Raw genomic sequence first — 21,181 nt, 5'->3', positions numbered from 1 at the left:
AAATACCCGGATATGCTACGCTCGACCTCCGGCTCGGCGTGGGCGCACCGGATTCGCGCTGGAAGGCCCAGATCTGGGGTCGAAACGTCACCAACAAATTTTACCTCACCAACGTGACCGACGTGATCGACACGGTGGTTCGCTTGACGGGAAGGCCGGCGACCTACGGCGTTACGCTCAGTTACCGTTACTGACATGGGCGCAGATTGCTGTGCGCGCATGATGGCCCGGCAGACGCTTATCCGGGAGTTCGAAGCCCGTGTCGCCGAGGAGCATGGGCTGGTCTTTGCGAGCTTCGAGGAGTTGCATCGCTGGTCGGTCGATAAGCCGGCTGACTTCTGGGAAGCGCTGTGGCGTTTCGATGGAATCCAGTCGCGGTCCCCTTGTTCCGAGGTCCTGACCGAGGATCGCATGCCGGGCGCGCGGTGGTTTGTCGGCGCCGAGGTGAATTATGCGCGACAGGTCTTTCGGCACGCAGATGCCGCCGATGCCGATGGGCAACCGGCCATCATCGCGGAAGACGAAGGCGGCGCGGTCGTTTCGCTGGGATGGCATGAGCTGCGCCGCCGATCCTTCTCGCTAGCCTGCGAGCTGCGGCGGCTCGGGCTGGGGCCGGGCGACCGCGTCGCAGCGTATCTTCCCAACCGGGTCGAGGCGGTGATGGCGTTTCTCGCCTGCGCGTCGATCGGCGTCATCTGGACGGTCTGCGCCCCTGACATGGGGACGCCCGCTATTGTCGACCGGTTCGGCCAGGTCGAGCCGAAGCTGCTGATCGCAACCGACGGGGCATTCTATGCCGGCAAGGGGCGGGACCTCGCGGACACGGTCCGATCGATCGCCGCCGCGCTGCCGACACTCGAGCAGGTCGTTCTGGTCCGCTCGGGTCATTCGCGGGGACATATCGGACACACGCTGGACTTTGCGGATCTCACCAGCCGCGACGACGATGAGGTGCGGTTGTTCGAGCCGTCATGGCTGCCGTTCGATCATCCTTTGTGGATATTATATTCGAGCGGCACGACCGGAAAACCGAAAGCGATCGTGCATGGGCATGGCGGGATCCTCCTGAATGCCGCCGCGATGCGGCTCCATATGGACCTCCGCCCGAGCTATGGCGCCGTCGGCCGGCAGGAGCGCTTTCACTGGTTCAGCTCGACCGGATGGATGGTGTGGAACGCGCAGGTCGGCGGCCTGCTGAGCGGCACGACCATCTGCATCTACGACGGTAGCCCGTCGGGGCCGAAGGAGCGGGTCGATTGGTCTACCCTGTGGCGCTTCGCGGCGCGGCACGGGGTCAGTTTCTTCGGCTCGGGCGCGCAATTCTTCACCACCTGCCTGCGGTCCGGCGTCGATTTTTCCGCGGTCGGCGACCTGTCGTCGCTCAGGACGATCGGCAGCACCGCGTCGCCATTGCCTGCCGAGGTCCAGGTCGAGCTGTCGAAGCGGCTCGCTGCATCCGCCCATGTCGAACCCTTTTGGCTGAACAGTTCGGGCGGAACCGACATTTGCGGCGTCTTCTGTACCGGCGATCGCGACCTGGCACCGGCACCGGGGCGGATGCAATGCCGCCAGCTCGGCGCGGCGGTCGAGGCGTGGAGCCCGGAAGGTAAGCCCCTTGTCGGCGAGGTCGGCGAACTCGTCTGCGTCAGGCCCATGCCATCGATGCCGCTCTATTTCTGGGGTGACCGGGATGGGAGCCGATACCATGATTCCTATTTCGGCATGTTCCCGGGCATCTGGCGGCACGGTGATTGGATTCGGATCAATGCGGATGGGAGCTGCGAGATTTTCGGGCGCAGCGACGCCACGATCAATCGCGGCGGCCACCGGATGGGGACGAGCGAAATCTACGATGCGATCGAGCGTGTGGACGGCGTCGGCGACAGCCTGGTGATCGATGTCCGGACAGGGCCTGGTGAAAGCGAACTGCTTGCCTTCATCGTCGCAGCAGCGCCTGCCGCGCAGCCGGACCTGACGACGCGGATAGCTCAAGCGATTCGGACATCGCTCTCACCGCGCTTTGTCCCGGACCATGTCTATATCGTCCCCGCAATCCCCCGGACGCTCTCGATGAAGAAGCAGGAACTGCCCATCAAGCGCCTGTTCGAGGGACGATCGCTGACCGAGGTGATCGACCCCGCCGCCATGGCGAATCCGGAGTGCCTGGGCGATTTCGTCGATCTGGCCGATACGTTCCGCGCGCGGCGACGGGAGGCTGGCGCGCCCGATCGTCCGTGATCGCCGGCGCGCCTGGCGTCGCGATACTATCCGTTGGCGGTGTCCGGGCTAGGGCGTACTGCCTTATGGGTGGCGGGACCTATACCCTCGTATGGTGCGGTCACTGCCTCGGCACCAATCGACCGCCAACACGGCGGCACCTAATCTTCTCGACGCCATTGAAGGCGCGCTCGAGGGCGTGAGCAGGAGGTTAGAAACATGAAGCCGGACAATATTACGAACCCCGTCGGACCGGGGTCGGACGAGCTGGTCCCGTCGCGCTATGCGCTGCAGATCGGCGACATCGAGGTGTTGGTGATCAGCGACGGCGTGCTGCCGCTGCCCACTGAAACCATGTCGACCAACGTCGATCCCGCCGAGCGCGAGGCATGGTTCAAGGACATGTTCCTTGGCCCGGACGCGTTCGACTGGGCGCTGAACGTGCTGGTGGTGCACAGCGGCGATCAAACCATTCTCATTGACGCAGGGCTCGGCGGGCAGTTCGAGGGCTTTCCGCGTGCCGGCCAGGCGCTTCGGCGGATCGAGGCCGCCGGCATCGATCTGGGGTCGGTGACCGACATCGTGCTCACGCATATGCACATGGACCATGTCGGCGGACTGATTGCCGACGACGTGAAGAACCGGTTGCGTCCGGACCTCAGGATTCACGTTGCCGCCGCCGAGGTCGATTTCTGGGCGGCGCCCGACTTCTCGCAAACCGATATGCCGGATCCTGTTCCGGAGGTCCTCCGGTCGACTGCCAAGCAATTCCTCGACCAGTATCACAACAAGCTGCAGACGTTCGCGGAAGAGCATGAAGTCGCCCCTGGCGTCGTCGCCCGGCGCACCGGCGGTCACACGCCTGGCCACAGCGTGGTCAGCGTGACGTCCGGTGCCGATAAGCTGACGTTCGCCGGCGACCTTGTCTTCCCGGTCGCCTTTGACCATCCGGACTGGCACAATGGCTTCGAGCACGAACCCGAAGAAGCGGTTCGCGTCCGGGTTCGCCTGTTGCAGGACGCAGCGGCGAGTGGCGAGTTGCTCGTCGCGACGCACATGCCGTTCCCCTCGGTCGGCCACGTCGCACTCAACGGCGATCGCTTCCGGTGGGTGCCGGTGTCCTGGGACTTTTGACGGCCGGACTGAACGGACCGCGCCGGGCATGATCTCACGGGAAGCCATGAGATTATGCCTTGGTGCGGCAAGGACTGATCGGTACAGGGTAGGTGGGGATTCAGCCTACACCCGCTTCCGCACCCTCAGACCCTGAACCCGTCCGACCAATTCCGGCCCGGAGCTGTTCATTCGGAATCAATGGCAGCAGTGCGCCCCAATTCAGGCGCGGATCGATCTTGGCGGCGCTGACGATGAAGCTGCCGCTGCCGCAGACGCCGATCCCGCCGATCCGGTTGCGGTCCACGAAGGGCCGCGTTCCGAGGAAATCGACCGCGGCGCTGAATGCCTCGGCATAGAAGTCGGGCGCTACCGCGTTGCGCGGCTGGCCCTCGCTCTCGCCCCAGAAGGGCAAGTCGATCGACATCGCGGCGAAACCCTGCTCGGCCATCTTCGTGGCGTAAAGGTTCGCGCTCTGCTCCTTCACCGCTCCCATCGGGTGTTCGAGGGTGCGCAAAATGCTTTTAAATAGTCGTGGAAGTCAAAGTTCTCGCCTTCGAAACAGGCGGCCCAGGATGGCGGCAGATAGAGCAGCGCGACATCGAATTCCGACCGGACGCTGTTCAGCCGTGATATTGCTTGGAACAGCTCCCGCGCGAGCTCGACCTTCGCGCCAGCGGCGGCTTGCTGATCTAGAACTGGCGGCAGTGTTATGGTCGTTCGATCGCTCGGGGCGAGCAAAGGAATACGAAAGGTCGCCTGGAAACCCGGATAGTCGGGATAGTAATTGGTGGCTTGGCGCGCTTTGGCGACATTCGAGAGCTCCCGCCCCAGCGTGGAACAGCAAATCTGGTTCAGGCAATTTGGAATAACCGACGAAACGGCTTGTCGGCACCGTCATGCGACGAGCCTGCGTGCGAAACCAGTCCGGTTACCCAGGACGAAAGTGGGATTGGCGACCGCGTCATCCAAATCGAAAGCGGACAGGGTCGCGGTCGTTCCCGGCGCAGAGGTGCCCGTAAGAACTTGGACCCAAGCAGTCAGGATGCGATCAAACTTGGTGTTGAGGCGATCACGACGTTTCTCATCAAGAAATTCACGAGCTGTGTCGCGCGCTCGCGGCGGCCAGATCCAAATGTCCGGATCGACGATGAGCCAACTCGAGCCGTTTTTCTGCTCGATCGCGATACGCACGGCCTCGGCCCAGAAGATCTTTGCCGGCTCGGGATGTTCATTGTCGACCGGTGCGAAAAGGCCCGCGATCTGGCCGGTGAGGCGGCCCAGGACGGCACGAAGTGGCTCGACGTGTGAACTATCCGTAGCGTGGGCGTCGACGATCATGATCGGGCTGAGATTTCGTGTGCGAACAAGTAGCGGTCGGTCCCGCGCTAGCGCGGTCGCCAGCGCTTGCTCTATAAAGCCTTGCACGGCGAACGCTTCGGACATCGCCAGATCCTGGGGAAGATCTGTTTCAGACAGGCTGTCGAACCGATCACCAAAAGCGCTGGTCACAGCGTCACGCGCGCCCCAACAAAGAATTTCCGATCCATTGGTCACAATGATCCGGTTATCGGCATCGCGCTCGATGCCTCGCAAAGTTGGCCAGTCCATCGGCGCCTTGGGTCGCACCGCTAGCGCTTGGCGCGGCAGGGCGGCAATCGGTAGCGCGTTCGTGCGCAGTAGCGGGGCGCCGGTGCCTGCGTCGGCAACGAAATGTTGACCGTCGCTGGCAATGTCTTGCGCACTTTGGAGTCGATCTCGGCTGGTTTACCCGGCAGATTACGCCACAACTTCAGCATGAGGGCGTCGAAGGTCTCGATCTCGACCAACGCCGCCGCTACGCCGGCGGCCTGGGCGTCCTCAATCAGTCGGGATACCGCCGGCAAGACCGGCCCGCTACCGACCGTCGTCCAGTACAGCCCGTGTGGAAAGGCATTGCCAGTGGCAAGGGCAGCGCGAAACAAGGCCATGACGCTGTCGTCGCGCCCGCTATAGCCAACTGAGACAAAGCCGAACCGACTGGCCGCCGCTACCATGCACGCGGCGAGCTCCCGATCTTGCTGCACCAAATCTTCGGTCAAGTTCTTGACGCTGTCGTATCGGAAATCGCCGTGCAACTTACAGTAGAGCGGGAACTCTTCATTGCGTAGAGCTTGGTTCGCTGCGGTGGATCCCTCGAGGTGATAAGCCGACAGGGACCGACCGCTCACGTCGGCGACTGCGTGCTCGACGACACTGTCGAAATTGGTGGTGAAGGCGATGCGGCTCAGACCTAGGGAGAGCATCGCGCCTAGGACGCGATTGCCGATCGTCAGCGTCACCCGGTCCTCGGCGAGGATCGCCTGGAGATAAGCACGCTGCCGCTCCTTGTCGTCGCCGAAGATCTTGTCGAAATAGGTTGAATATTCTTGATCGGCCCACAGCGGTGGAACGCCGCGGGAATCCATGAACGCCTGGATGCGTGCCTTGACCGCGGGGCTCGGTAGATCCTGCCTCGACAGCTCCTGATTTTCCTCGCGACAGTAGAAACGGGTCTTGAGATCCCAGATGATATCGGTTGCTGTTGGTAGACCTGACATCCGGGAAGCCCCGGCACCTAGGAACCAGGCATAACCTTGGGGTCGTGAGACGAGTAGGTCGATCAGTTCAGATTGTTTCATATGCGTCATTTGTGCAGGAGCCCGCTGCACAAATCCAGCACTGTCCAGGTAATTAATGGCTCCAAAATGATAGAGTGGGGTTCGGGATCTTCACCCCCCTTAAAAGCATCTGACGGCACCGGACAGGCTCTGACACTCGAACGCCCCGTGCTCGATTTAGGAGGCGAGCCCGCAGATGCTGATTCGCATGCGGGTGGAGGAGCTCGTGACCCTACCAAACTACTCATCGGCCAGATACTTGTCGTCTTCGCCGTCGTGCTGGCGGGCATCTGGTTCGCGACGCAATGGGTGCGCGGATGTCATGGCGCACCCTTGGTTTCGTGGCCGGTGGCCACTGCAATCGATGGCTGATCTGCACCAAGGTATAGGTCGGCCTGTCTTATGGCGAAGATCGCACCGCTCTCCGCACGATGGCTGCGGCGATGCGCTGATGGTCTCGTAGCCCGAAAAGGTTGCGGCCATTATCGAGGATGCAGCAACATGCGATTGAGGAGTGATTTCCGATGGCAGGAGACAATTGGGATCGGGTGCCGATCGATGCGCAGAGCATCGACGCGCCGTTATCGTCGTCGGCGATTTTCCTCGTCGTTACGGTCGGTGCTGGATCGGAGGCGCTGGCGACTGCGTGTGCGGCGCTTGGCGGCCTGGACGACCTCGTCAAGACGGTCGGCTTTCGCGATCTGAGCGGGCGGCTATCCTGCGTCGCCGGCCTGGGCAGCGCGTTCTGGGATCGTCTTCAGCCCGAGAAGCGGCCGAAGGATTTAAAGCCCTTCGCCCCCGTAGTCGGGCCGGTCCATACCGCACCGGCGACACCCGGCGATTTACTGTTCCACATCCGTGCCGAACGGCCGGATATGTGCTTCGAGTTCGAACGCTTGTTGCTCGACGCATTGGGCGACGCAGTAACGATGGTCGATGAAGTGTCGGGCTTTCGCTATTTCGATGCGCGCGACCTGCTTGGCTTTGTTGATGGCACGGCCAATCCCACCGGGCTCGATCTGCCCGCCTCTGCGCTGGTCGGCGGCGAGGATGCGGACTTTGCCGGGGGCAGCTACGTCGTCGTCCAGAAGTATCTCCACGACCTCAACGGCTGGGCCACGCTGCCGGTCGAGCAGCAGCAGGCGATTATCGGCCGGACGAAGATCGACAATGTCGAGATCGACGACGACGACGCCCCACGCAAATCGCACAAGTCGCTGACCACGGTCGTCGACGCGGACGGCGTCGAGCACGATATCCTGCGTGACAATATGCCGTTCGGTCAGCCCGGCCGGAAAGAATTCGGCACCTATTTCATCGGTTATTCGCGGCGGCTCTGGGTGATCGATCTCATGCTGGAGCGCATGTATGTCGGCGACCCGCCAGGATCGTATGACCGGCTGCTCGATTTCTCGACGCCGCTGGCCGGCACCACGTTTTTCGCGCCGTCCCGGCCGGTGCTCGAGGCCATCACCCAAGGCCGAGGGAAATAGCCATCGTGCACCTGAAAGGATCCTTCCGTGCTTAGGGATTATGCTTCATCCGCGATCGTGCCATGTTCCGATCTGGCGCGCGCAAAAGCCTTCTATGGCGAAGTCCTCGGCCTGCCGCTCATCGCCGATCACGGGACCGGCTTCGTCTTCGGAACCGGCGCCACCAAACTCAATATCTATCTGAGCGACTGTGCAGGCTCCAATCGAGCCAATGCGGTCGTCTGGTCAGTGGGTGGCGAGATCGAGACGATCGCGGCAGACCTGCGAGCGAAGGGAGTGACGCTCGACGAATATCCGGACGGTTTTGACAGCGTGATCGATGGCATTCACACTAAGGGCACACAGAGCGTGATCTGGTTTCGCGACCCGGACGACAACATCCTGCATATTGCGAGTGGTGGCGCCAACTAAGACATGGCGCGTCAGGTGTGCGCCCCAGTTTGTGTCGTTCGGTCACAATAAATGGAAGCGACCTGGAAGTGGACATTCTCGCTCACTTCCAGGTCGCATCAACCCGCGATTGGCCGTTTGGTATTTGACGAGTTCTGAGGGACAGGCCGCGTACGCACCTGCGTCAGTCGGTCGCCTTCAGCAATTCAGTTCACCGGCATGGCGAGAGGTTTGCCGTGGTCCTTCAGCAGGACCACAAGAAACTTCGCGGGTTTTGTCTTGCTGGCGTTGCGGCCGATCGTATGGACATCGTTGGGGCCTTCGTAGAACGTCTGTCCAGGTGTAAGCGTGACGGTCTTGCCGCCGCGCACGCCCATGACGATCGAGCCCTCAAGGACATAGACGAAAGCGTGCGCGTTGTGACGATGCACAGGATCGACGGAGCCTGGCGGATAAGCGACCGTGATCACCGTCGCCTCTTTACCCGGATAGTCGGCAAGCGCTTTGGTCATCAACTCGGTGACGATCGCGGCGGGTGGAGTGGGGTCCGCCTGCGCGCTGCACGCGGTGAGCAGCAGCAGGGGAGCGAACTGTCTGAGATTGATCACGATCATGTCCTCGTTGCTTGTCGACGGGAGCGATCCGCGCTTCCCGCACCTGTTTGAGACAAAGACTAGATCGTATGGAATGAGCCTCGCCGCTATTGTGCGGATGGGTGCTGGCTCCCTGCGAAATGATGGGCGAACCTGACCTTTGGCACAGGTTCAGGGACTCGTCTGGAATGACTGCCCAGGATTCGTGCAGTACGATCTATCCGGTGCGCCGGTTTTGCGGGTTGGCCGGGATAGCGGCCAACAAAACCCAAAAGCCTCGGAAACTCCAGGTCGATGGCGGGCCAATGGGATCCTGTTCGATCATGGCGTGCCCTATGAGGTCCGCTCGCCCGATCTCCTCGCGCGTAATCCTCAGAACCCGATTCCGGTACTGGCCCCGGAAAAGTCGATCGGGGAGCGCGCGGTCGAACTCATCCACGCTTCGCTCGACCAGGCAGATCGGCTGCTTCTCGAGCAGCGCCCGCGCCAAGCGGTGCAAGAAATCCTATGGCTGCTCGAGACGGTCTCAACGGCATTTCAGGGGATCGACACGGGGACCGGTACGGTCGCGGGCAGATGCAGCATCGCAAACCTCCTTGAAAGAGGCTCGCAAGCTTGGTGTGTCAGCCGCCAGCGCCGCTATCCCGGAAAAGAGGGATATCAGCGCCGGGCGATGTCGGCGAAGCTGATGGTCCCGTCGAACAGCGCGTGGATCATGAGCGATGTCCGCTTCTGCACGCCATAGCGCTCACAGGCTTGCCTGATATGCTGCGCGACAGTCTCCTCGCTGATCCCGAGGATCACGCTGATCTCCCAGTCGCCCTTGCCGCGCGCCGCCCAGATCAGGCAATCGCGCTGGCGGTCGGTCAGGCGCGCCGGAGCGCCAAGTTCGGATTCCCGCACTCGCCAGGCGCGCCGCGCCCCCTCGAAGGCAACGGCGCCGACCAGCTGCGCCAGCGCGAAATTGCCCGAGGGCAAGGGCTTGCCGGTCGTGGTGGCGAACGAGCAGGATCCATTGGCCTCGCCGGGCACATTGGCCGGGATGGTGAATCCCTCGCCGATCCCGTGATCGGCGGCGAGTGCGAGGATATGATGGTCCCGGCGGGTCAGCGGGATCATCTCGGGCACGCTGTGCCAGGCAAAGCCGATCGCAATACGCAGGCTGGCGCGATGGATGGGATCGGTGGCGGCGAGCCCGTTATGGTCGAAATAGTCGACCCAGCGCGGCGGATAATTGTGCAGCCGGATCGTCGACGACGGCGCGCCGCGCAGATCGACATGATGGGTCAGCGCAAAATAATCGCAGCCCATCCGTCCGGTGACGTCGCCGAGAATATCGGCCAGGTCGCCCGGGCTGGTTGCGCCCGTAATGACCTCAATGAAGTGTTTCAACGCATTACCCATGCCCATGAGGCACACCGGTTCCGGGCGGCGTCTCAAGTCGCCGTTGCTCCCGGATCCGTCCTTTCCCTGACCCTGCGCTCCGCCGCCCGGTCTTCGCACCGGGATTGGGACGCGGTTGAAAAGCCGCGACGTTTTAGGGATTCCGTCCCCGCGATCAAATCCATTCCGGACCGAACTCGGTCGTTTCGGACCTTTCTCGGCTGGGGTCGTTGGTGACGGGAAGCGACGAAGGGCAGGCAAGCTGGCGCGACGCCGCGCGCTATCGGCGCCTGGCGGGCGTGGATCGTGCCGGGCTGATGTGGGAATGGCTGCGCCGCGACCCCGATTATATCGCCTGGCACGCGCGCGCCAGCGTAGTGACGCGCGGCAATGAGGGGAGCGCTCCCCATGACGCGCTGTTCTGGGGGCTGCATTTTCGCCGAGAACCCCGTCATTGCGGCCCCCCAGGCGCGCCTGGTCTGGCATGCCGATCTGGATCCCGGCACCCTGGTTGTCGAGGCTGTGCCGGCAACTGGCCCGGATCCCGACGCGATCGATCCGGCCGCGCTCGGCGCCTGGCTGACGGTCGTAGCGGATAGCGATGGCCGCGAGCATGCAGTGCTTAGTGACGGGTGGCATCATATCCGCCTGGACATAGAGAGGGGCACCTTGTCATCCGGGCCGGTAATCCTGCGCTATCGCCTCGTGGGTAGCGTCTCGGCGCGCGCCAAATTGCTGCCGCTGCGCCGCCTGGTCGAATTCTCGCTTCACCGGCGTTTCGCGCGCTCGCTCTTCCCGCCCGATCCGCGCATCGCGCGCTGGCTGACGGCGCTCCAGGTCCATGACGGCCTGGCCGTAGGGGCAAGCCTGCGCGAGATTGGCGACGTGCTCTGCGGCGCAGCGCGTGTCGCCGCCGATTGGGATGGGCCGTCTGACTCGTTGCGGTCGCGCATGCGCCGGCTGGCGAGCGAGGCGCGTCGGCTGGCGCAGGGCGGCTGGCGGGCCCTGATGCGCGTTGCGGACCAGGGTAATTGAGCGTGACATCGCCGACTCCGCGCGATGGCTGATTCTCGACAATGCGCCTGCCGGTTTTGGCGAAACCTCGCGCGTTCCAGTAGGAATCGCGGGGCATCTGTACGAACTGCTAACGCACAAGCCGGATCATCCGGTTTCACCGATCAGTTCAGCCTGCCTGCAAACTCTTCCAGCTCCCGGTCAATGCCAGACAGTACCTGTTCTGCGATAACCTTAAATGTGATGCTGGCCGTTGGATCATCCATCGTAACCTTTGCCTGAGCTTGCACATAGAGCAACACAGCGCGGTCCCCGCCGCGTTCCCACAACTCTTCACGATACAGGGCTTCTTCTACAACTTCATCGTGCGACCGCTCACGCTCACCATAAAAGTACAGTTCTGATAGGCGCGCGTTAGGGACGAGGTTCTCCGCCGCCTCGAACATGGTGTCGATCTGCGCTTCCTTCATTCCATCCTTTACCGCTCGATCATAACGCTGGATCGCGCTCTTCAAGTCCTCCGCGATAGTCATCGATTTGGCCCATTATGTAAGTCGTTATGTATCCTAGGCGTGACGACTAGCATATTTGACATATCGTAAACAGCGCCGCCATGGCGGATTTGCTCGGGATGGTGAATTTGGAAGGTCGCTTGTTTGCCTAGCCGCTCTGCCGGCAGGGTATATGGCGCACTGCCGCTTTTACGTCCGCCAGCTCGATATAAAAATGATTTCGATCAATCGACATCAGGCGGTGGATTCCCGCGTCCACTCCAGCTGCAATCATTTTCTGGCTCAAGCGATGTAGTGCGGTGAACCAAATACCCGCGTCAGGCGTCCAGTATGATCGCTTAACAAAAGCCGTGCGGCACGGAAGGATCCTCATGATTGTTCGCAAGTTTGCCATCGCGGACGCATCATTCGAGCGATCGCCCGGGCAGGACGGGAATGTGTTCACCGGAAATTTGATCGACCAGCGCGATGGCGGGCCTATCACCATCGGCTACGGTCGCTATGGCCCCAATGAGAAGCTCGAGGAGACGCTTGCCGTTGACGACGTCATGATCGTCCTGGAGGGGCGGCTGTCGGTCTCGACAAATACCGGCACGGTCACCGCCGGTCCGGGCGAGATCGTCTATATGCCTGAGGGCGCACCGGTCCTCATCCGCTCGCACGAGCAGGGAGCGGTCACCGCCTATGTCACCTATCCGCACTGGCAGGAAGCGCTCGACTAGCCGACCCGGTTGCATCATCGACGCGACGTCGAACCGATCGACTTGGACGATGTTCTGTCATGATTGTTCCGGCATTGATCGCCAACCGGCTCGGTTCCGCGACATCCGATGCATGGCAGGACGCTGTCGGCTTCCGGCTTTTCTAGAGCTTTCGTTGTCTCCTGTGACGTCTGACACGCTCAACAGCATGGAACGGCGCGTTGCCCGCGCCCTGCGCCGCCAAGGTGAGCCAAGTCATGCCGCCCTGAGGAGGGTGAGGCGGGTTTTGGCGGTTATGGGAGATCGTCCGCTAGCGGCACCATCTGGTTCCTGCTTCGTTAGCAGGTCACGTCAGGAAAGTCGCAATAGTGATAGGCCGTGTTGTCTCCGTTGGGGCGATAGCACCCGCGATCTGGAAATCTGGGGACGCGGATCCAAGTGCCGGTTTCCGCTCCCGACAGACGATCTGTTTGCGTCGCTGATTGGGCAGCTCGACTAAATTTTCTATGTTTAGGAAAGATAAGCGGAATTCATGAGTTTAAGTATAAAGTTATTATTTAATGCAGAAATATTTATTTTTGGAGTTACAATTTCCAAATTTGAACGGGACCGGCATACCATTGTTTCGGGAGGAAGGGCAAGAAACGGAATCACTGCTGGAACAATACATCCAATTTCGTAAAGAGAGCGATGCGTCGCGTTAGAGTCATCATAACCGTCATCCCTGAATATCCATCCAGAATCATCTCCTTGAGAGAAATCCCTTTCCATACGAAACTCTTGTTTTTTTTCAAAGAAGAGCGGCGAAATTACACCAGATTGTCTCATAGATGGATAAACGGCATCAACTTTTGCCTGCTCGCAAACTTCTCTTTGAAGAGTCAGGTGCCTAATTGTATTATTCGCACCAATAATCCAATTCACTGGGAGCGATCCGAACTCAGGTTCATATATTTCTAGCCCACCTATCTCATTAGACTTGAATATTAAAGTCATCCACCCTATCTGAATTGTTTCATTTTCGCGGAATGAAGCGCCTTTTTTTATTTCACTATCAAGATATGATAATATCCACTTAGCTGAATCCTGATATTCTATATTAACTCTGACAAATATATCCTGATGGCGATAGATTTTATAGAAGTCTCCGCTAAATACTTTCATTTTCACCTGCTGCCTCTAGATTTAATCTGATCGTTAATGTGCTTTTGTAAGATTATCGCTCTCTGGGCATCTCTTGTTATGTACTTTGGATCGAGCGGCTGACCTTTGTACGTAACCCATTCGCCTGGCATTTTTGCACCTTTGGATGAGTTGAATGTTGTAGGAAGGCCCTGAGTATTTACGAGATCGTTCAGAACAGCACTTTGGTCGGCAGGGCCTAGCTTGTCAAAGCCAGGCTGCGCCTTAATCCAATCCTTGGGAACTATATGGTCGGCAGCGAGGGTACCGTTGGCGGGAACGACCCTCCCGGTGAGCGGGTCAACGTAGGTTCCTGTCGCGTTCGCCGCGGCACGCATCGCGGCAACAGAGCAGCCCATAGCGGTCTAAGCCGCAACTTCGGCGATCCCCGTTGCATTTCGGCGGCTTTTCGGCGGCAGGGAGGGTGCGGTTTCGGGCGCAGGATTCCAGACCCCCCGACGCGGTTTTCGCCGCACGGAACGCGCGACGCCGAAGCGGTAGCAGGGGCCGCGATGCTACGCATCGGACCCGTAATTCGGATACACACCTCACGCACGGGTGCATCCAGCTTTTCCGCCATGTTTCGAGGGTGCGATGCGCACCCTCATGCACAGCCGCATGACAGGATCGTTGCTTTTCCGGCGCTTTTCGAGGGTGCGGATCGCACCCTATTCGTCGTCCTCGATCGCCTCCGCATGGAGCGCATCGAGGAGGCGATCGGCGTCATTGGCAAGCTGCCAGTCGTCGGCTTTGCCGATGGGTTTACCGGGGTGAGTGAGCGTGTGGACCGCCTTCAACCGGCGCACCGATACCTGCGTATAGATTTGCGTCGTGGACAGTTCGGCGTGTCCGAGCATGGCTTGGATATAGCGGATGTCGGCACCGTTTTCGAGCATCAAGGCCCGCTACAGCAAGCACTACAAGATCACCGCCGAACAGCTCGATTGGCTCGCCGAGCATATCGAGGAGCTGGGGCAGGCCGTGCAGGCGGTCTGCTCCGAACGCATCGCCGCGCTCGAGGCCGACGCCGCGTGGGCCGTCACCTGATCCGGCGCTCCGCCCTCAACCGCCGCAACATCGCCACCCACATCGCGTCCCACCGCACCCGATCCACCGCCAGCTCTTCCTCCGTGCGCGGCACCGCCGCCTGCGCGTCGGCGACGCTCATCTCACCGCGCCCGACCAGATGCAGATAGTGGAGCGCACAGGCGAAGCGATGCTCGACCTCCTTCACATCGATCCCGACCCGCGCCCCCACCGCGTTATAATCCAGCTCCTCATAACGGATCGGATCGAACACGACATGCAGCAGCTCGGGCATCGTATCGACCGCCCGTTGAAGCCACCGCAACCGGCGCCAGCCCCGGACCCATTTGGCGACACCGCGACGGCCATCCGCAGCACCGATCTCCTCGATCAGGCGCACCCTCTCGATCATCCTCATTGCTCCGCTCCTTCCTTCTCTAAACCACCACGGCCCCGGACGGCGGGGTGGGCGGCAAGAGCGAACCGGCAGACCCGCCGATAAAGGCGGGGCGCACCCGAAGGGCCGCAACGAAGTGGAGGACCGGCGCAGCCGGTTGCGCCGCGCCGCGGCGGGGCTAGAGGGTAGCGACCGCCCGCACCGCTGGCCGGAGGCCACGCACGCCGCCGATCGCCACAAGCGAACGGCGTCCGCATGGGGAACGATCCGGGGGATCGGTCCCCCTCTGCCTACGGTGCCATATCGCAAGGCGTTGAAGAGACAGGATAATGGCGCGGCATGGCTGGCACCGTCTCGCGCAGGCCATACGAAGATACTGCATCATATCAACCACATAGGGGCCAAGGACTGGCACCTCTTTTATCTCGCCCTCTTTCCATCGCACCCATAGCGATCTCCCGGCGACCTCTCGATTATAGGCAAGTATTCCAACAGCTTGGCCGCACAACCGGCACCAAAATGGCACCGGAGTCTCCACCCCGGTGCCATAAATCTCCCTAAATAACGATGTGCAGACAATGACTTACCCCATAGGGGAGCCATTCCTTTTATCTTGCTTTCGCCTGCTCCCATGACGAGAGCCGGTTCTTGAACCTCTGAACGGCTTCACCAACCGGCGTTCCATCGATGACCTTGCTCGCCAGCTCGATCTCGATTTCCTGGTCGATCCCTCCCTTCTGAGCGGCATCCGCGGTGAGGCTCACGACCACACCAGCATCGGTTTCGCGGATGTCCTGAACTAGGTCGTAGCCGTCAACCTGTAGGGCTCCCGCGTCGATGTGGATGCCGCCCTGGTCGAGACCCAGGTCTTGCTCATCCGGCTCATTCGTCATGTTGAGCATGACGTAGTTGACCGGCGTACTCGGGTCATCCGCGAAGCCCAGCAGAGTGATGTAGCCGTCGTCCGTGAAGCTCGCCGCCTTGGCGATGATTGTCGTCGTCACGCGCTTACTGCCCCTTCGGTTTGGCGTACCAGATTACCGTTTTTCCATCCTGACGCCATTGATACCTGATGGTCGCCCCACTCTCGGTTGCCGCTCGATTCATAGCACCCTTACATGACGGGCAGGGTGGATTCTGGCCGGTGATGGTCATGGTATCACCCGGCTGCAAATCGGTACCGCGAACCGCACGCGCCTCTGTATGGGATGCCAGCGTGTTCTTAGGGAAGCCGAGTGCCTGCTCCTCCAGCGTCATATTTCCGCTGACGAGACGTTCGTGGCTGACGACATTGCCCGCTGAATCCCGCACCAACACGTTAGCATTGTGGTGGAGAGGATCGACACCCTTCGGCCCCAAGCGGGGAACCAAATCAATCGCTTCAGTCTCTGCGGCAACAGAGAAGCTATGATTTGACGAAAACCACAGAACTGTCGTCGGCTGCGGGGCACTGATCGATCGAGCAGCAATCGGTTTCAGCGCGAGTTATTTCTGGAAATTCCGCAATCAACTCACCACAGGCAAGTTCACAATCTTCCCAGTCATCGTCGGTAGGTTCAGCTTCGGTGCAATATACCAGTCGAAGGCTCCCGCTGTCGGCATCGAAGCCCGCGAGAACGCGCGCTACTCGATCGCTCACATTTCGTTGAGTGATGAATGCCGCTGACTTTTTGAATACTGCTAGTTCCATGACATCACCACTGATTGGGGTTTGCGGGGATAATGTGCGCACCCTTTTTACCATATGACACCGAGCCGAACCGAGTCTCGCCTACCCGAGTGCCATTGCTCCAATACTCGCCGATCGGCTTACCGAAATCCACCACAACCTGGCCAGGTTTCGGGGCGCGCAAGATAGTGAAGTCACCGTTGTGCAAGCCCTGCAAGAGATCGGATGGATTGGCCGTCAGGACACTTCGCCCGTCCGTCACAGGCGGAATGTGGAGGTCTTGTCTGGGGTTCAAGAACTTTGGAATGCCGAAATCGTCGGCAGTGCCAATCCCCTTTGCGGCAATAGATTTATGCTAAGTCAAAATCTTCTCGTTGAAGAACGACCTGAGCAACTGGCCGGCCTTCGTCGTCAGAAAACTCTACCTCATATGCTTCATCGGGATTTTCGAAGATCGCGATGATCACACCATTAGCACCTGCCTCAATCCCCTCCTCAGGTATCGGCTTCAGGACTTTAATCGTATCGAGAGTGTTGGGGTGCATATAAATCCTTACTTCGGAAAAAGCGTTGTCAGTTCGGGAACGCTCGAACCGTTCTTGTAAATCCAGCCAGTTCTAACTGCTCCACTTCCCTTCGGTCCAACCACCGGAATATCCACAGTGAATCGACTTCCGTATTTATCCACTTTCCCCGCAACTGCCGGATTCTCCCGAACCCCTCGGGCAATCTGACCAAGCAGATCGTCTGCATTGCTCGCATTAAAGCCAAACGCAGATTCAAAGACCCTTGCCTTATTACCGCCAACCGGATGAACCGGGTTTAGCGCATATTCAGTAAGCTTGCGAGGATCGATGATGGCTCGGTCGGCCCCGGCAAGCACATCAGGTATTCCCTTTGCGGCATCAGCCCCTTCCTGCATCATAATGGTCGGAGAGAGCAGGTCCGGCCAGGGCGTTCCGACGATTTCTGGCCCGCGAGGCTGCGGGATATCCGTTACGTGTGTACCATAGCTTTCCCCCGTTATCGGGGGCGTCCAGGAGATCTGGGGTCCATGATCCGAATGGATCGGTAGCGGCGTGGGCCCGTATTCGCTATCGGACATGGGCGGCGTTGAAACGATCGTCGATCCGCGCGGATGGCTGGTGAGTGAATTGGTATCATCCGTCAAGATTTTCCCCAGTTCGATCGCCACTATGCCGCCTCCGATCGTGGCGAGAATATTTATGGGATCCTTGGATCCCCTGGCCGCCGCGAACTGGGAAATGCCGGTAAAGCCGGAGAAAAATTGTGCTCCCGGAGCTTCCGCGGCGGGCGCCCAGTCGGCGACTGGTCCGAACTCCGCGAGCGTTTCTGCGGCAGATGGCGCAGTTTCATGCCCAAAATCGGATTTTGATTGAAAATCATTGAGGGCTTCTGCTTGTCGTTTTTGGCCCCATTGATCAATCGCGACGTCGATAGTGTCCCTAGCTTCGATCAAAACTTGAGGATTTGATATGTCTGTACGTAAAAGTAGCTTACTATTACCCTGTCGCATTTTGTAAAGATCATCTAGAGAATCGGCATCCTCTATTAGAGCGACAGCTTTTATCTTGGGAGTTTGACCTACTGGTATCCTGGCGGCAGGCGCCAAGATACCCATATTGCCCATAACGACAGCATTATCTTCGTTCGCTGCATAGGCGTTGCTACCTCCGGCAAGACTGACATCATCCCTCAAGAGCGCGCCAGCATCGATCTTTATCCGCCGGTTTTGGGCCGAACCGAACAGCTGGTTTTGCTTACCGTCATTCTCCTTGGACATTCGATCGCCAAGAGCGCGACCGACCGTTTGCGCAATCACGTCAGGCAAGGCGGCAATCAGATTGTCACCGAAGTCGGTGCCGCTCACCAGACTGCGCAATCCAGCGCCAGCAATGGCGCTGGCCGCGCCGGATAGAGCGACGTTGGTGAGGCTGGGTGCCGCCGTTTGCACCCAGCTATTGCCTTTCCATATGCCGTTGGCGCCCCCGACATTGCGTGATACATACCCACCAACTCCGGCCATGACTCCCGCTGTGGCGACTCCCGCCCAGCTGAACTTATCCTGAAGATGCGTGGCAACCCCGATACCTTGCGTAATCGCGCTTGCCGCGGCGCCGCGGACAACGTCGCCGACGATCTGACTCCCCAGCATCGCGCCCTGGCCCAATATCTCGCCAATCCCGAAGGATACCGTTGCTGTGACGCCGGCCATGGCGACGGCCTTCCAGCTGAATCCGCCTTGCTGGATACCGGTGGCCAGCCCCACGCCCTGGCTGACTGCATTCCCAAGCATGGCCGCAGGAGCAAGCCCGATGAACGGCGCGGTCACGACGGTTACCGCGATCGAGATCGCCGTCAGCAGGATCTGCCCAAAGATGCCGCACTTGTTCTTAGCGTTGGCCTTGGGCTGAGGCGCCATGGGGCCGGTCATTCCGATCGCTTCGTTGGGATCGTAGATCTTGAAGGTCGAGGTGCTGTTGTGAACGGAGAAGATGCCGTCCGGTATTCGCAGCGTCATGCCCGCGGTAGGCGGGCCGGCGCCGAGTCCATTTGCTTCCGCCAGCTTGTACCAGAGGTTCGCGTCGCCCCAGATCTGTGCCGCGATCGATTGCAGCGTGTCGCCCTCGCGCACGACATAGCTGCCGCCGCTGCCTGCGCCCTGCGGCAGCATCGGTTCATAATTCTGGTCGAAATTTGCGTAGGAGAGCGGGCCGCCATTGCGGAATGGCGCGCCCGGCGTCGTGCCGCGCTGGTTCAGGGCCTCGATATAGTCTCCGGCAATTGGCTGGCCATTGTTGCCGGTCGCACCGCGTACCGCCCCGTCGAACAGATAATGATATTCGGTCGACATCTGGCTGTTGTCCGGCGTGTGTTCGCGCCGCGCCAGCACACGCCCTTCGGCGTCCGTGGTGAACTCCACCTGCGTCGCGGTGCCTCCCGCATTGCGGCTCAGATGGACCAGGTGACCGCTGGAATCGCGCACGAAGTCGCTGATCGGCGGCAGCGTGTCGGTCGGCGAGCGGAACGTCCCGATATGGCTCTCCAGTGCCGCATCCCACCAGACATAATGGGTTTCGGTTTCGGACGCGGTCGAGGCGTTGTTGTCTACAACCGTGCGGGTATGCGTCTGCACCCCGACAAACGTGCCGTTGAACGTCCCATGGGTGACGCCATTCCATGCCGAGCTGGTCGTATCGAGCTGGTAATCGGTGGTCGTTACGCGCGTCTGGTAGCTGCCGTTGCTAAGCTGGTATTGCTGTTCGGTCTGGCTAACCACCAGCATCGTGGTCAGGCCGGTACCATAGGTGGTCGCGGCCGAATAATTGATGGTTACACCGTCGCTGAAATATTCCTTATAGTTGATCACGCGCCCCATCGCATCGCGCGTGTAATCTGACCGCTTGATCAGCTCGTTGGGGACCGGATCGTATCGTACATTATTATAGCCATAGGTCGTTTCGTCGGCATAAACCGATTCAAGGTCACCGGCGGCGGTGTATTTATACTCTTCTCGTCGAACACCGGGGGCTGGATAGGTGTAGGTGGTGCGGCGCCCGATGTCGGCCCCGCAGGCACTCCTTCCCCGCGTACGGGGTCCCCACAAAGTAGTACTTGTGGGGACCCCTGCCGGGCGGCGCGCCCGGTTTCGCTGAGCCTGCGACATGTGCCGCCTGGCTTGCGAAGCCCGACCCAGCGCCGCTGATCCGGCCGCGTTCCTTGGGGGGGGCCATCCTTGTCGGCCGGCGGCACGCCGCCGGCGGGTGATGCGGTCGCCGCGCTGCCGCGCGGCGGCGTTGTTGCGGCCTCTCCCGGAAAGCGGGGGATGGGCGGCGCGCCCTGCTAGGCCCGCCGCGCCGGGCTGGCCAAGCCTTCGCTGCGCTCAGGCTGCTCCATTGCATTGCGCCCCTTCGGGTGTCGCCCGCCGCTCGACGCGGGCCTTGGCGGTCGCTGTGCCGCCCACCCCCCGCTTTCCGGGAGCGGCCATGCGATTTTTGGGGAGCGTCAGGAGGGAACCGATGCCTGCCATCACCAAGCGCCGTGCCTTGGGCACGGACGACACCGCGCCGCCGCGCGCCGATCTCTATGCCGAGGTCACTGGCCGGATCATCGCCGAGCTTGCCCCCGGCACCACACGTGCTTTGACCCAGCACGCCGGTTAGCCGATTTTGGGATCATAGGCCCACGCATCAATCTTTGTGCGGGCGGAGTCACGCATGACCCCGACCGAACTTCTCATCGGACAGATCCTGGTCGTCTTCGCGATCTTGCTGGCGGGCCTCTGATTAGCGACGCAATGGGCTCCGGCCGAACTCGCCTATCAGCCCGAGCGGGGCTGGCTTGGTCCAAGCCTTCGGCCGCCCGATCTACCATCCCTAGGCGAGCTACGGCGTGCGCGATTTCCTGATCGCCCAGAGCCTCAATCAAATCGAGAAAGCTTACGGAAAGCACAATTCGATCCTCGACAATTGCCATGTCCGCGTCGCCTTTGCGACCAACGACGAGCGGATAGAGAAACGCATCTCTGACGCGCTCGGCACCGCGACCGAGCAGCGCGCGATGCGCAACTATGCCGGCCACCGGCTGGCACTCGGGCTCGCGCATGTCATGGTCAGCCGGCAGGAGACCTCGCGTGCGCTGCTGACGCCCGGTGAGGTGATGCAGCTGCCGCCCGCTGATGAGCTGGTGCTGGTCTCCGGCACGCCGCCGATCCGCGCCAGGAACCTCCGCTATTTCGAGGACCGGACATTCACGCGCCGCGTGCCACTTCGATGGGGGTGGTGGCGACATTTGTTGGGCGTGCGGCTACGAGATCGCGTATCGCCGTGCG

Annotated in this window: 24 protein-coding genes and 3 pseudogenes; 12 read left to right on the top strand and 15 right to left on the bottom strand. The window is 60.7% G+C overall.

All coding sequences use genetic code 11. The features are described from left to right. The 3 genes from ACRECS_RS09690 to ACRECS_RS09680 all read left to right on the top strand — a co-directional run. The coding region (locus ACRECS_RS09690) for a hypothetical protein (RefSeq protein WP_431582749.1) at positions 1-194 on the top strand (194 nt) is incomplete at its 5' end. Positions 195-222: 28 nt separating this feature from the next. Beyond that, entirely contained in the window at positions 223-2,238 is a 2,016-nt protein-coding gene (locus tag ACRECS_RS09685; RefSeq protein WP_431582748.1) for an acetoacetate--CoA ligase, read from the top strand. 198 nt (positions 2,239-2,436) lie between these two features. Continuing rightward, positions 2,437-3,351: an MBL fold metallo-hydrolase gene (locus tag ACRECS_RS09680; protein ID WP_431582747.1), complete on the top strand. Its 915-nt coding sequence runs from the start codon at positions 2,437-2,439 to the stop codon at positions 3,349-3,351. A gap of 100 nt (positions 3,352-3,451) precedes the next feature. Here ACRECS_RS09680 and ACRECS_RS09675 read toward each other — a convergent pair whose 3' ends face one another. From ACRECS_RS09675 to ACRECS_RS09665, 3 genes are all read right to left on the bottom strand, one after another. Next, on the bottom strand, positions 3,452-3,826 hold the full coding sequence (locus ACRECS_RS09675; protein WP_431582746.1) for an alpha/beta hydrolase: 375 nt from the start codon (positions 3,824-3,826) through the stop codon (positions 3,452-3,454). 401 nt (positions 3,827-4,227) lie between these two features. After that, positions 4,228-4,941 carry a hypothetical protein gene (locus ACRECS_RS09670; protein WP_431582745.1) on the bottom strand — a complete coding sequence of 238 codons (714 nt, stop codon included), beginning with the start codon at positions 4,939-4,941 and terminating at the stop codon, positions 4,228-4,230. Between the two features lie 20 nt (positions 4,942-4,961). Continuing rightward, positions 4,962-5,999 carry an SIR2 family protein gene (locus ACRECS_RS09665; RefSeq protein ID WP_431582744.1) on the bottom strand — a complete coding sequence of 346 codons (1,038 nt, stop codon included), beginning with the start codon at positions 5,997-5,999 and terminating at the stop codon, positions 4,962-4,964. A 494-nt stretch (positions 6,000-6,493) separates the two neighbouring features. Between ACRECS_RS09665 and ACRECS_RS09660 the strand changes: the two genes are divergently transcribed. Beyond that, positions 6,494-7,462 (top strand): Dyp-type peroxidase, encoded by a 969-nt coding sequence (locus ACRECS_RS09660; RefSeq protein WP_431582743.1) that lies wholly within the window; start codon positions 6,494-6,496, stop codon positions 7,460-7,462. A 27-nt stretch (positions 7,463-7,489) separates the two neighbouring features. Next, on the top strand, positions 7,490-7,873 hold the full coding sequence (locus ACRECS_RS09655; RefSeq protein ID WP_431582742.1) for a VOC family protein: 384 nt from the start codon (positions 7,490-7,492) through the stop codon (positions 7,871-7,873). 185 nt (positions 7,874-8,058) lie between these two features. Here the strand turns inward: ACRECS_RS09655 and ACRECS_RS09650 are convergent, their stop codons facing one another. Continuing rightward, positions 8,059-8,466 carry a cupin domain-containing protein gene (locus tag ACRECS_RS09650; RefSeq protein ID WP_431582741.1) on the bottom strand — a complete coding sequence of 136 codons (408 nt, stop codon included), beginning with the start codon at positions 8,464-8,466 and terminating at the stop codon, positions 8,059-8,061. A gap of 184 nt (positions 8,467-8,650) precedes the next feature. Here ACRECS_RS09650 and ACRECS_RS09645 point away from each other — a divergent pair, with 184 nt between their 5' ends. Beyond that, positions 8,651-9,190 carry a hypothetical protein gene (locus ACRECS_RS09645; RefSeq protein ID WP_431582740.1) on the top strand — a complete coding sequence of 180 codons (540 nt, stop codon included), beginning with the start codon at positions 8,651-8,653 and terminating at the stop codon, positions 9,188-9,190. On the opposite strand, the gene ACRECS_RS09640 is transcribed toward ACRECS_RS09645, so the two are convergent. Then, positions 9,106-9,837, bottom strand: coding sequence for a LuxR family transcriptional regulator (locus ACRECS_RS09640; RefSeq protein WP_431582739.1), 732 nt, complete (start codon positions 9,835-9,837; stop codon positions 9,106-9,108). The two genes, ACRECS_RS09645 and ACRECS_RS09640, sit on opposite strands and share 85 nt — an antisense overlap. 308 nt (positions 9,838-10,145) lie before the next feature. Here ACRECS_RS09640 and ACRECS_RS09635 point away from each other — a divergent pair. Then, positions 10,146-10,208 (top strand): annotated as a pseudogene (locus ACRECS_RS09635) (transcriptional regulator domain-containing protein); the annotation flags it as partial. Between the two features lie 28 nt (positions 10,209-10,236). Further along, a complete protein-coding gene (locus tag ACRECS_RS09630; RefSeq protein ID WP_431582738.1) occupies positions 10,237-10,863 on the top strand; it encodes a DNA -binding domain-containing protein in 627 nt (208 codons plus the stop codon). Positions 10,864-11,006: 143 nt separating this feature from the next. On the opposite strand, the gene ACRECS_RS09625 is transcribed toward ACRECS_RS09630, so the two are convergent. Together ACRECS_RS09625 and ACRECS_RS09620 are read right to left on the bottom strand one after the other, a co-directional pair. Continuing rightward, positions 11,007-11,375: a hypothetical protein gene (locus ACRECS_RS09625; protein ID WP_431582737.1), complete on the bottom strand. Its 369-nt coding sequence runs from the start codon at positions 11,373-11,375 to the stop codon at positions 11,007-11,009. After that, positions 11,372-11,533 (bottom strand): annotated as a pseudogene (locus ACRECS_RS09620) (hypothetical protein); the annotation flags it as partial. The gene ACRECS_RS09625 and the pseudogene ACRECS_RS09620, both read right to left, overlap by 4 nt. Positions 11,534-11,725: 192 nt before the next feature. Between ACRECS_RS09620 and ACRECS_RS09615 the strand changes: the two are divergent. After that, a complete protein-coding gene (locus ACRECS_RS09615) occupies positions 11,726-12,076 on the top strand; it encodes a hypothetical protein (protein WP_431582736.1) in 351 nt (116 codons plus the stop codon). A gap of 489 nt (positions 12,077-12,565) precedes the next feature. Here the strand turns inward: ACRECS_RS09615 and ACRECS_RS09610 are convergent, their stop codons facing one another. After that, positions 12,566-13,219 (bottom strand): immunity protein Imm33 domain-containing protein, encoded by a 654-nt coding sequence (locus ACRECS_RS09610; protein WP_431582735.1) that lies wholly within the window; start codon positions 13,217-13,219, stop codon positions 12,566-12,568. Positions 13,220-13,905: 686 nt separating this feature from the next. Next, on the bottom strand, positions 13,906-14,133 hold the full coding sequence (locus ACRECS_RS09605) for a tyrosine-type recombinase/integrase (protein ID WP_431582756.1): 228 nt from the start codon (positions 14,131-14,133) through the stop codon (positions 13,906-13,908). Here ACRECS_RS09605 and ACRECS_RS09600 point away from each other — a divergent pair. Next, positions 14,111-14,284 carry a hypothetical protein gene (locus ACRECS_RS09600; RefSeq protein WP_431582734.1) on the top strand — a complete coding sequence of 58 codons (174 nt, stop codon included), beginning with the start codon at positions 14,111-14,113 and terminating at the stop codon, positions 14,282-14,284. The two genes, ACRECS_RS09605 and ACRECS_RS09600, sit on opposite strands and share 23 nt — an antisense overlap. Here ACRECS_RS09600 and ACRECS_RS09595 read toward each other — a convergent pair. From ACRECS_RS09595 to ACRECS_RS09570, 6 genes are all read right to left on the bottom strand, one after another. Next, on the bottom strand, positions 14,277-14,681 hold the full coding sequence (locus tag ACRECS_RS09595) for a hypothetical protein (protein WP_431582733.1): 405 nt from the start codon (positions 14,679-14,681) through the stop codon (positions 14,277-14,279). The genes ACRECS_RS09600 and ACRECS_RS09595 overlap by 8 nt on opposite strands. 587 nt (positions 14,682-15,268) lie before the next feature. Next, positions 15,269-15,664: a hypothetical protein gene (locus tag ACRECS_RS09590; protein ID WP_431582732.1), complete on the bottom strand. Its 396-nt coding sequence runs from the start codon at positions 15,662-15,664 to the stop codon at positions 15,269-15,271. A gap of 4 nt (positions 15,665-15,668) precedes the next feature. Beyond that, positions 15,669-16,019, bottom strand: a complete 351-nt coding sequence (locus ACRECS_RS09585; RefSeq protein WP_431582755.1) for a hypothetical protein — start codon at positions 16,017-16,019, stop codon at positions 15,669-15,671. 335 nt (positions 16,020-16,354) lie between these two features. Continuing rightward, complete coding sequence (locus tag ACRECS_RS09580) at positions 16,355-16,591, bottom strand: polymorphic toxin type 50 domain-containing protein (RefSeq protein WP_431582731.1); 237 nt, start codon at positions 16,589-16,591, stop codon at positions 16,355-16,357. Positions 16,592-16,679: 88 nt separating this feature from the next. Further along, the gene (locus ACRECS_RS09575) at positions 16,680-16,874 is read right to left on the bottom strand and encodes a DUF4926 domain-containing protein (protein ID WP_431582730.1); all 195 of its coding nucleotides are present in this window, start codon (positions 16,872-16,874) and stop codon (positions 16,680-16,682) included. Between the two features lie 8 nt (positions 16,875-16,882). Then, positions 16,883-19,720 (bottom strand): LysM peptidoglycan-binding domain-containing protein, encoded by a 2,838-nt coding sequence (locus ACRECS_RS09570; protein WP_431582729.1) that lies wholly within the window; start codon positions 19,718-19,720, stop codon positions 16,883-16,885. A 649-nt stretch (positions 19,721-20,369) separates the two neighbouring features. On the opposite strand from ACRECS_RS09570, the gene ACRECS_RS09565 reads away from it, so the two are divergent. Further along, on the top strand, positions 20,370-20,513 hold the full coding sequence (locus tag ACRECS_RS09565) for a hypothetical protein (protein ID WP_431582728.1): 144 nt from the start codon (positions 20,370-20,372) through the stop codon (positions 20,511-20,513). Between the two features lie 217 nt (positions 20,514-20,730). Then, positions 20,731-21,114: pseudogene (locus ACRECS_RS09560) on the top strand (type IV secretory system conjugative DNA transfer family protein); the annotation flags it as partial. Positions 21,115-21,181 lie beyond the last annotated feature (67 nt).

Source organism: Sphingomonas sp. (assembly GCF_050725575.1).
Lineage (GTDB): Bacteria > Pseudomonadota > Alphaproteobacteria > Sphingomonadales > Sphingomonadaceae > Sphingomonas.
This window is presented reverse-complemented; position numbering and strand designations above follow the sequence as displayed.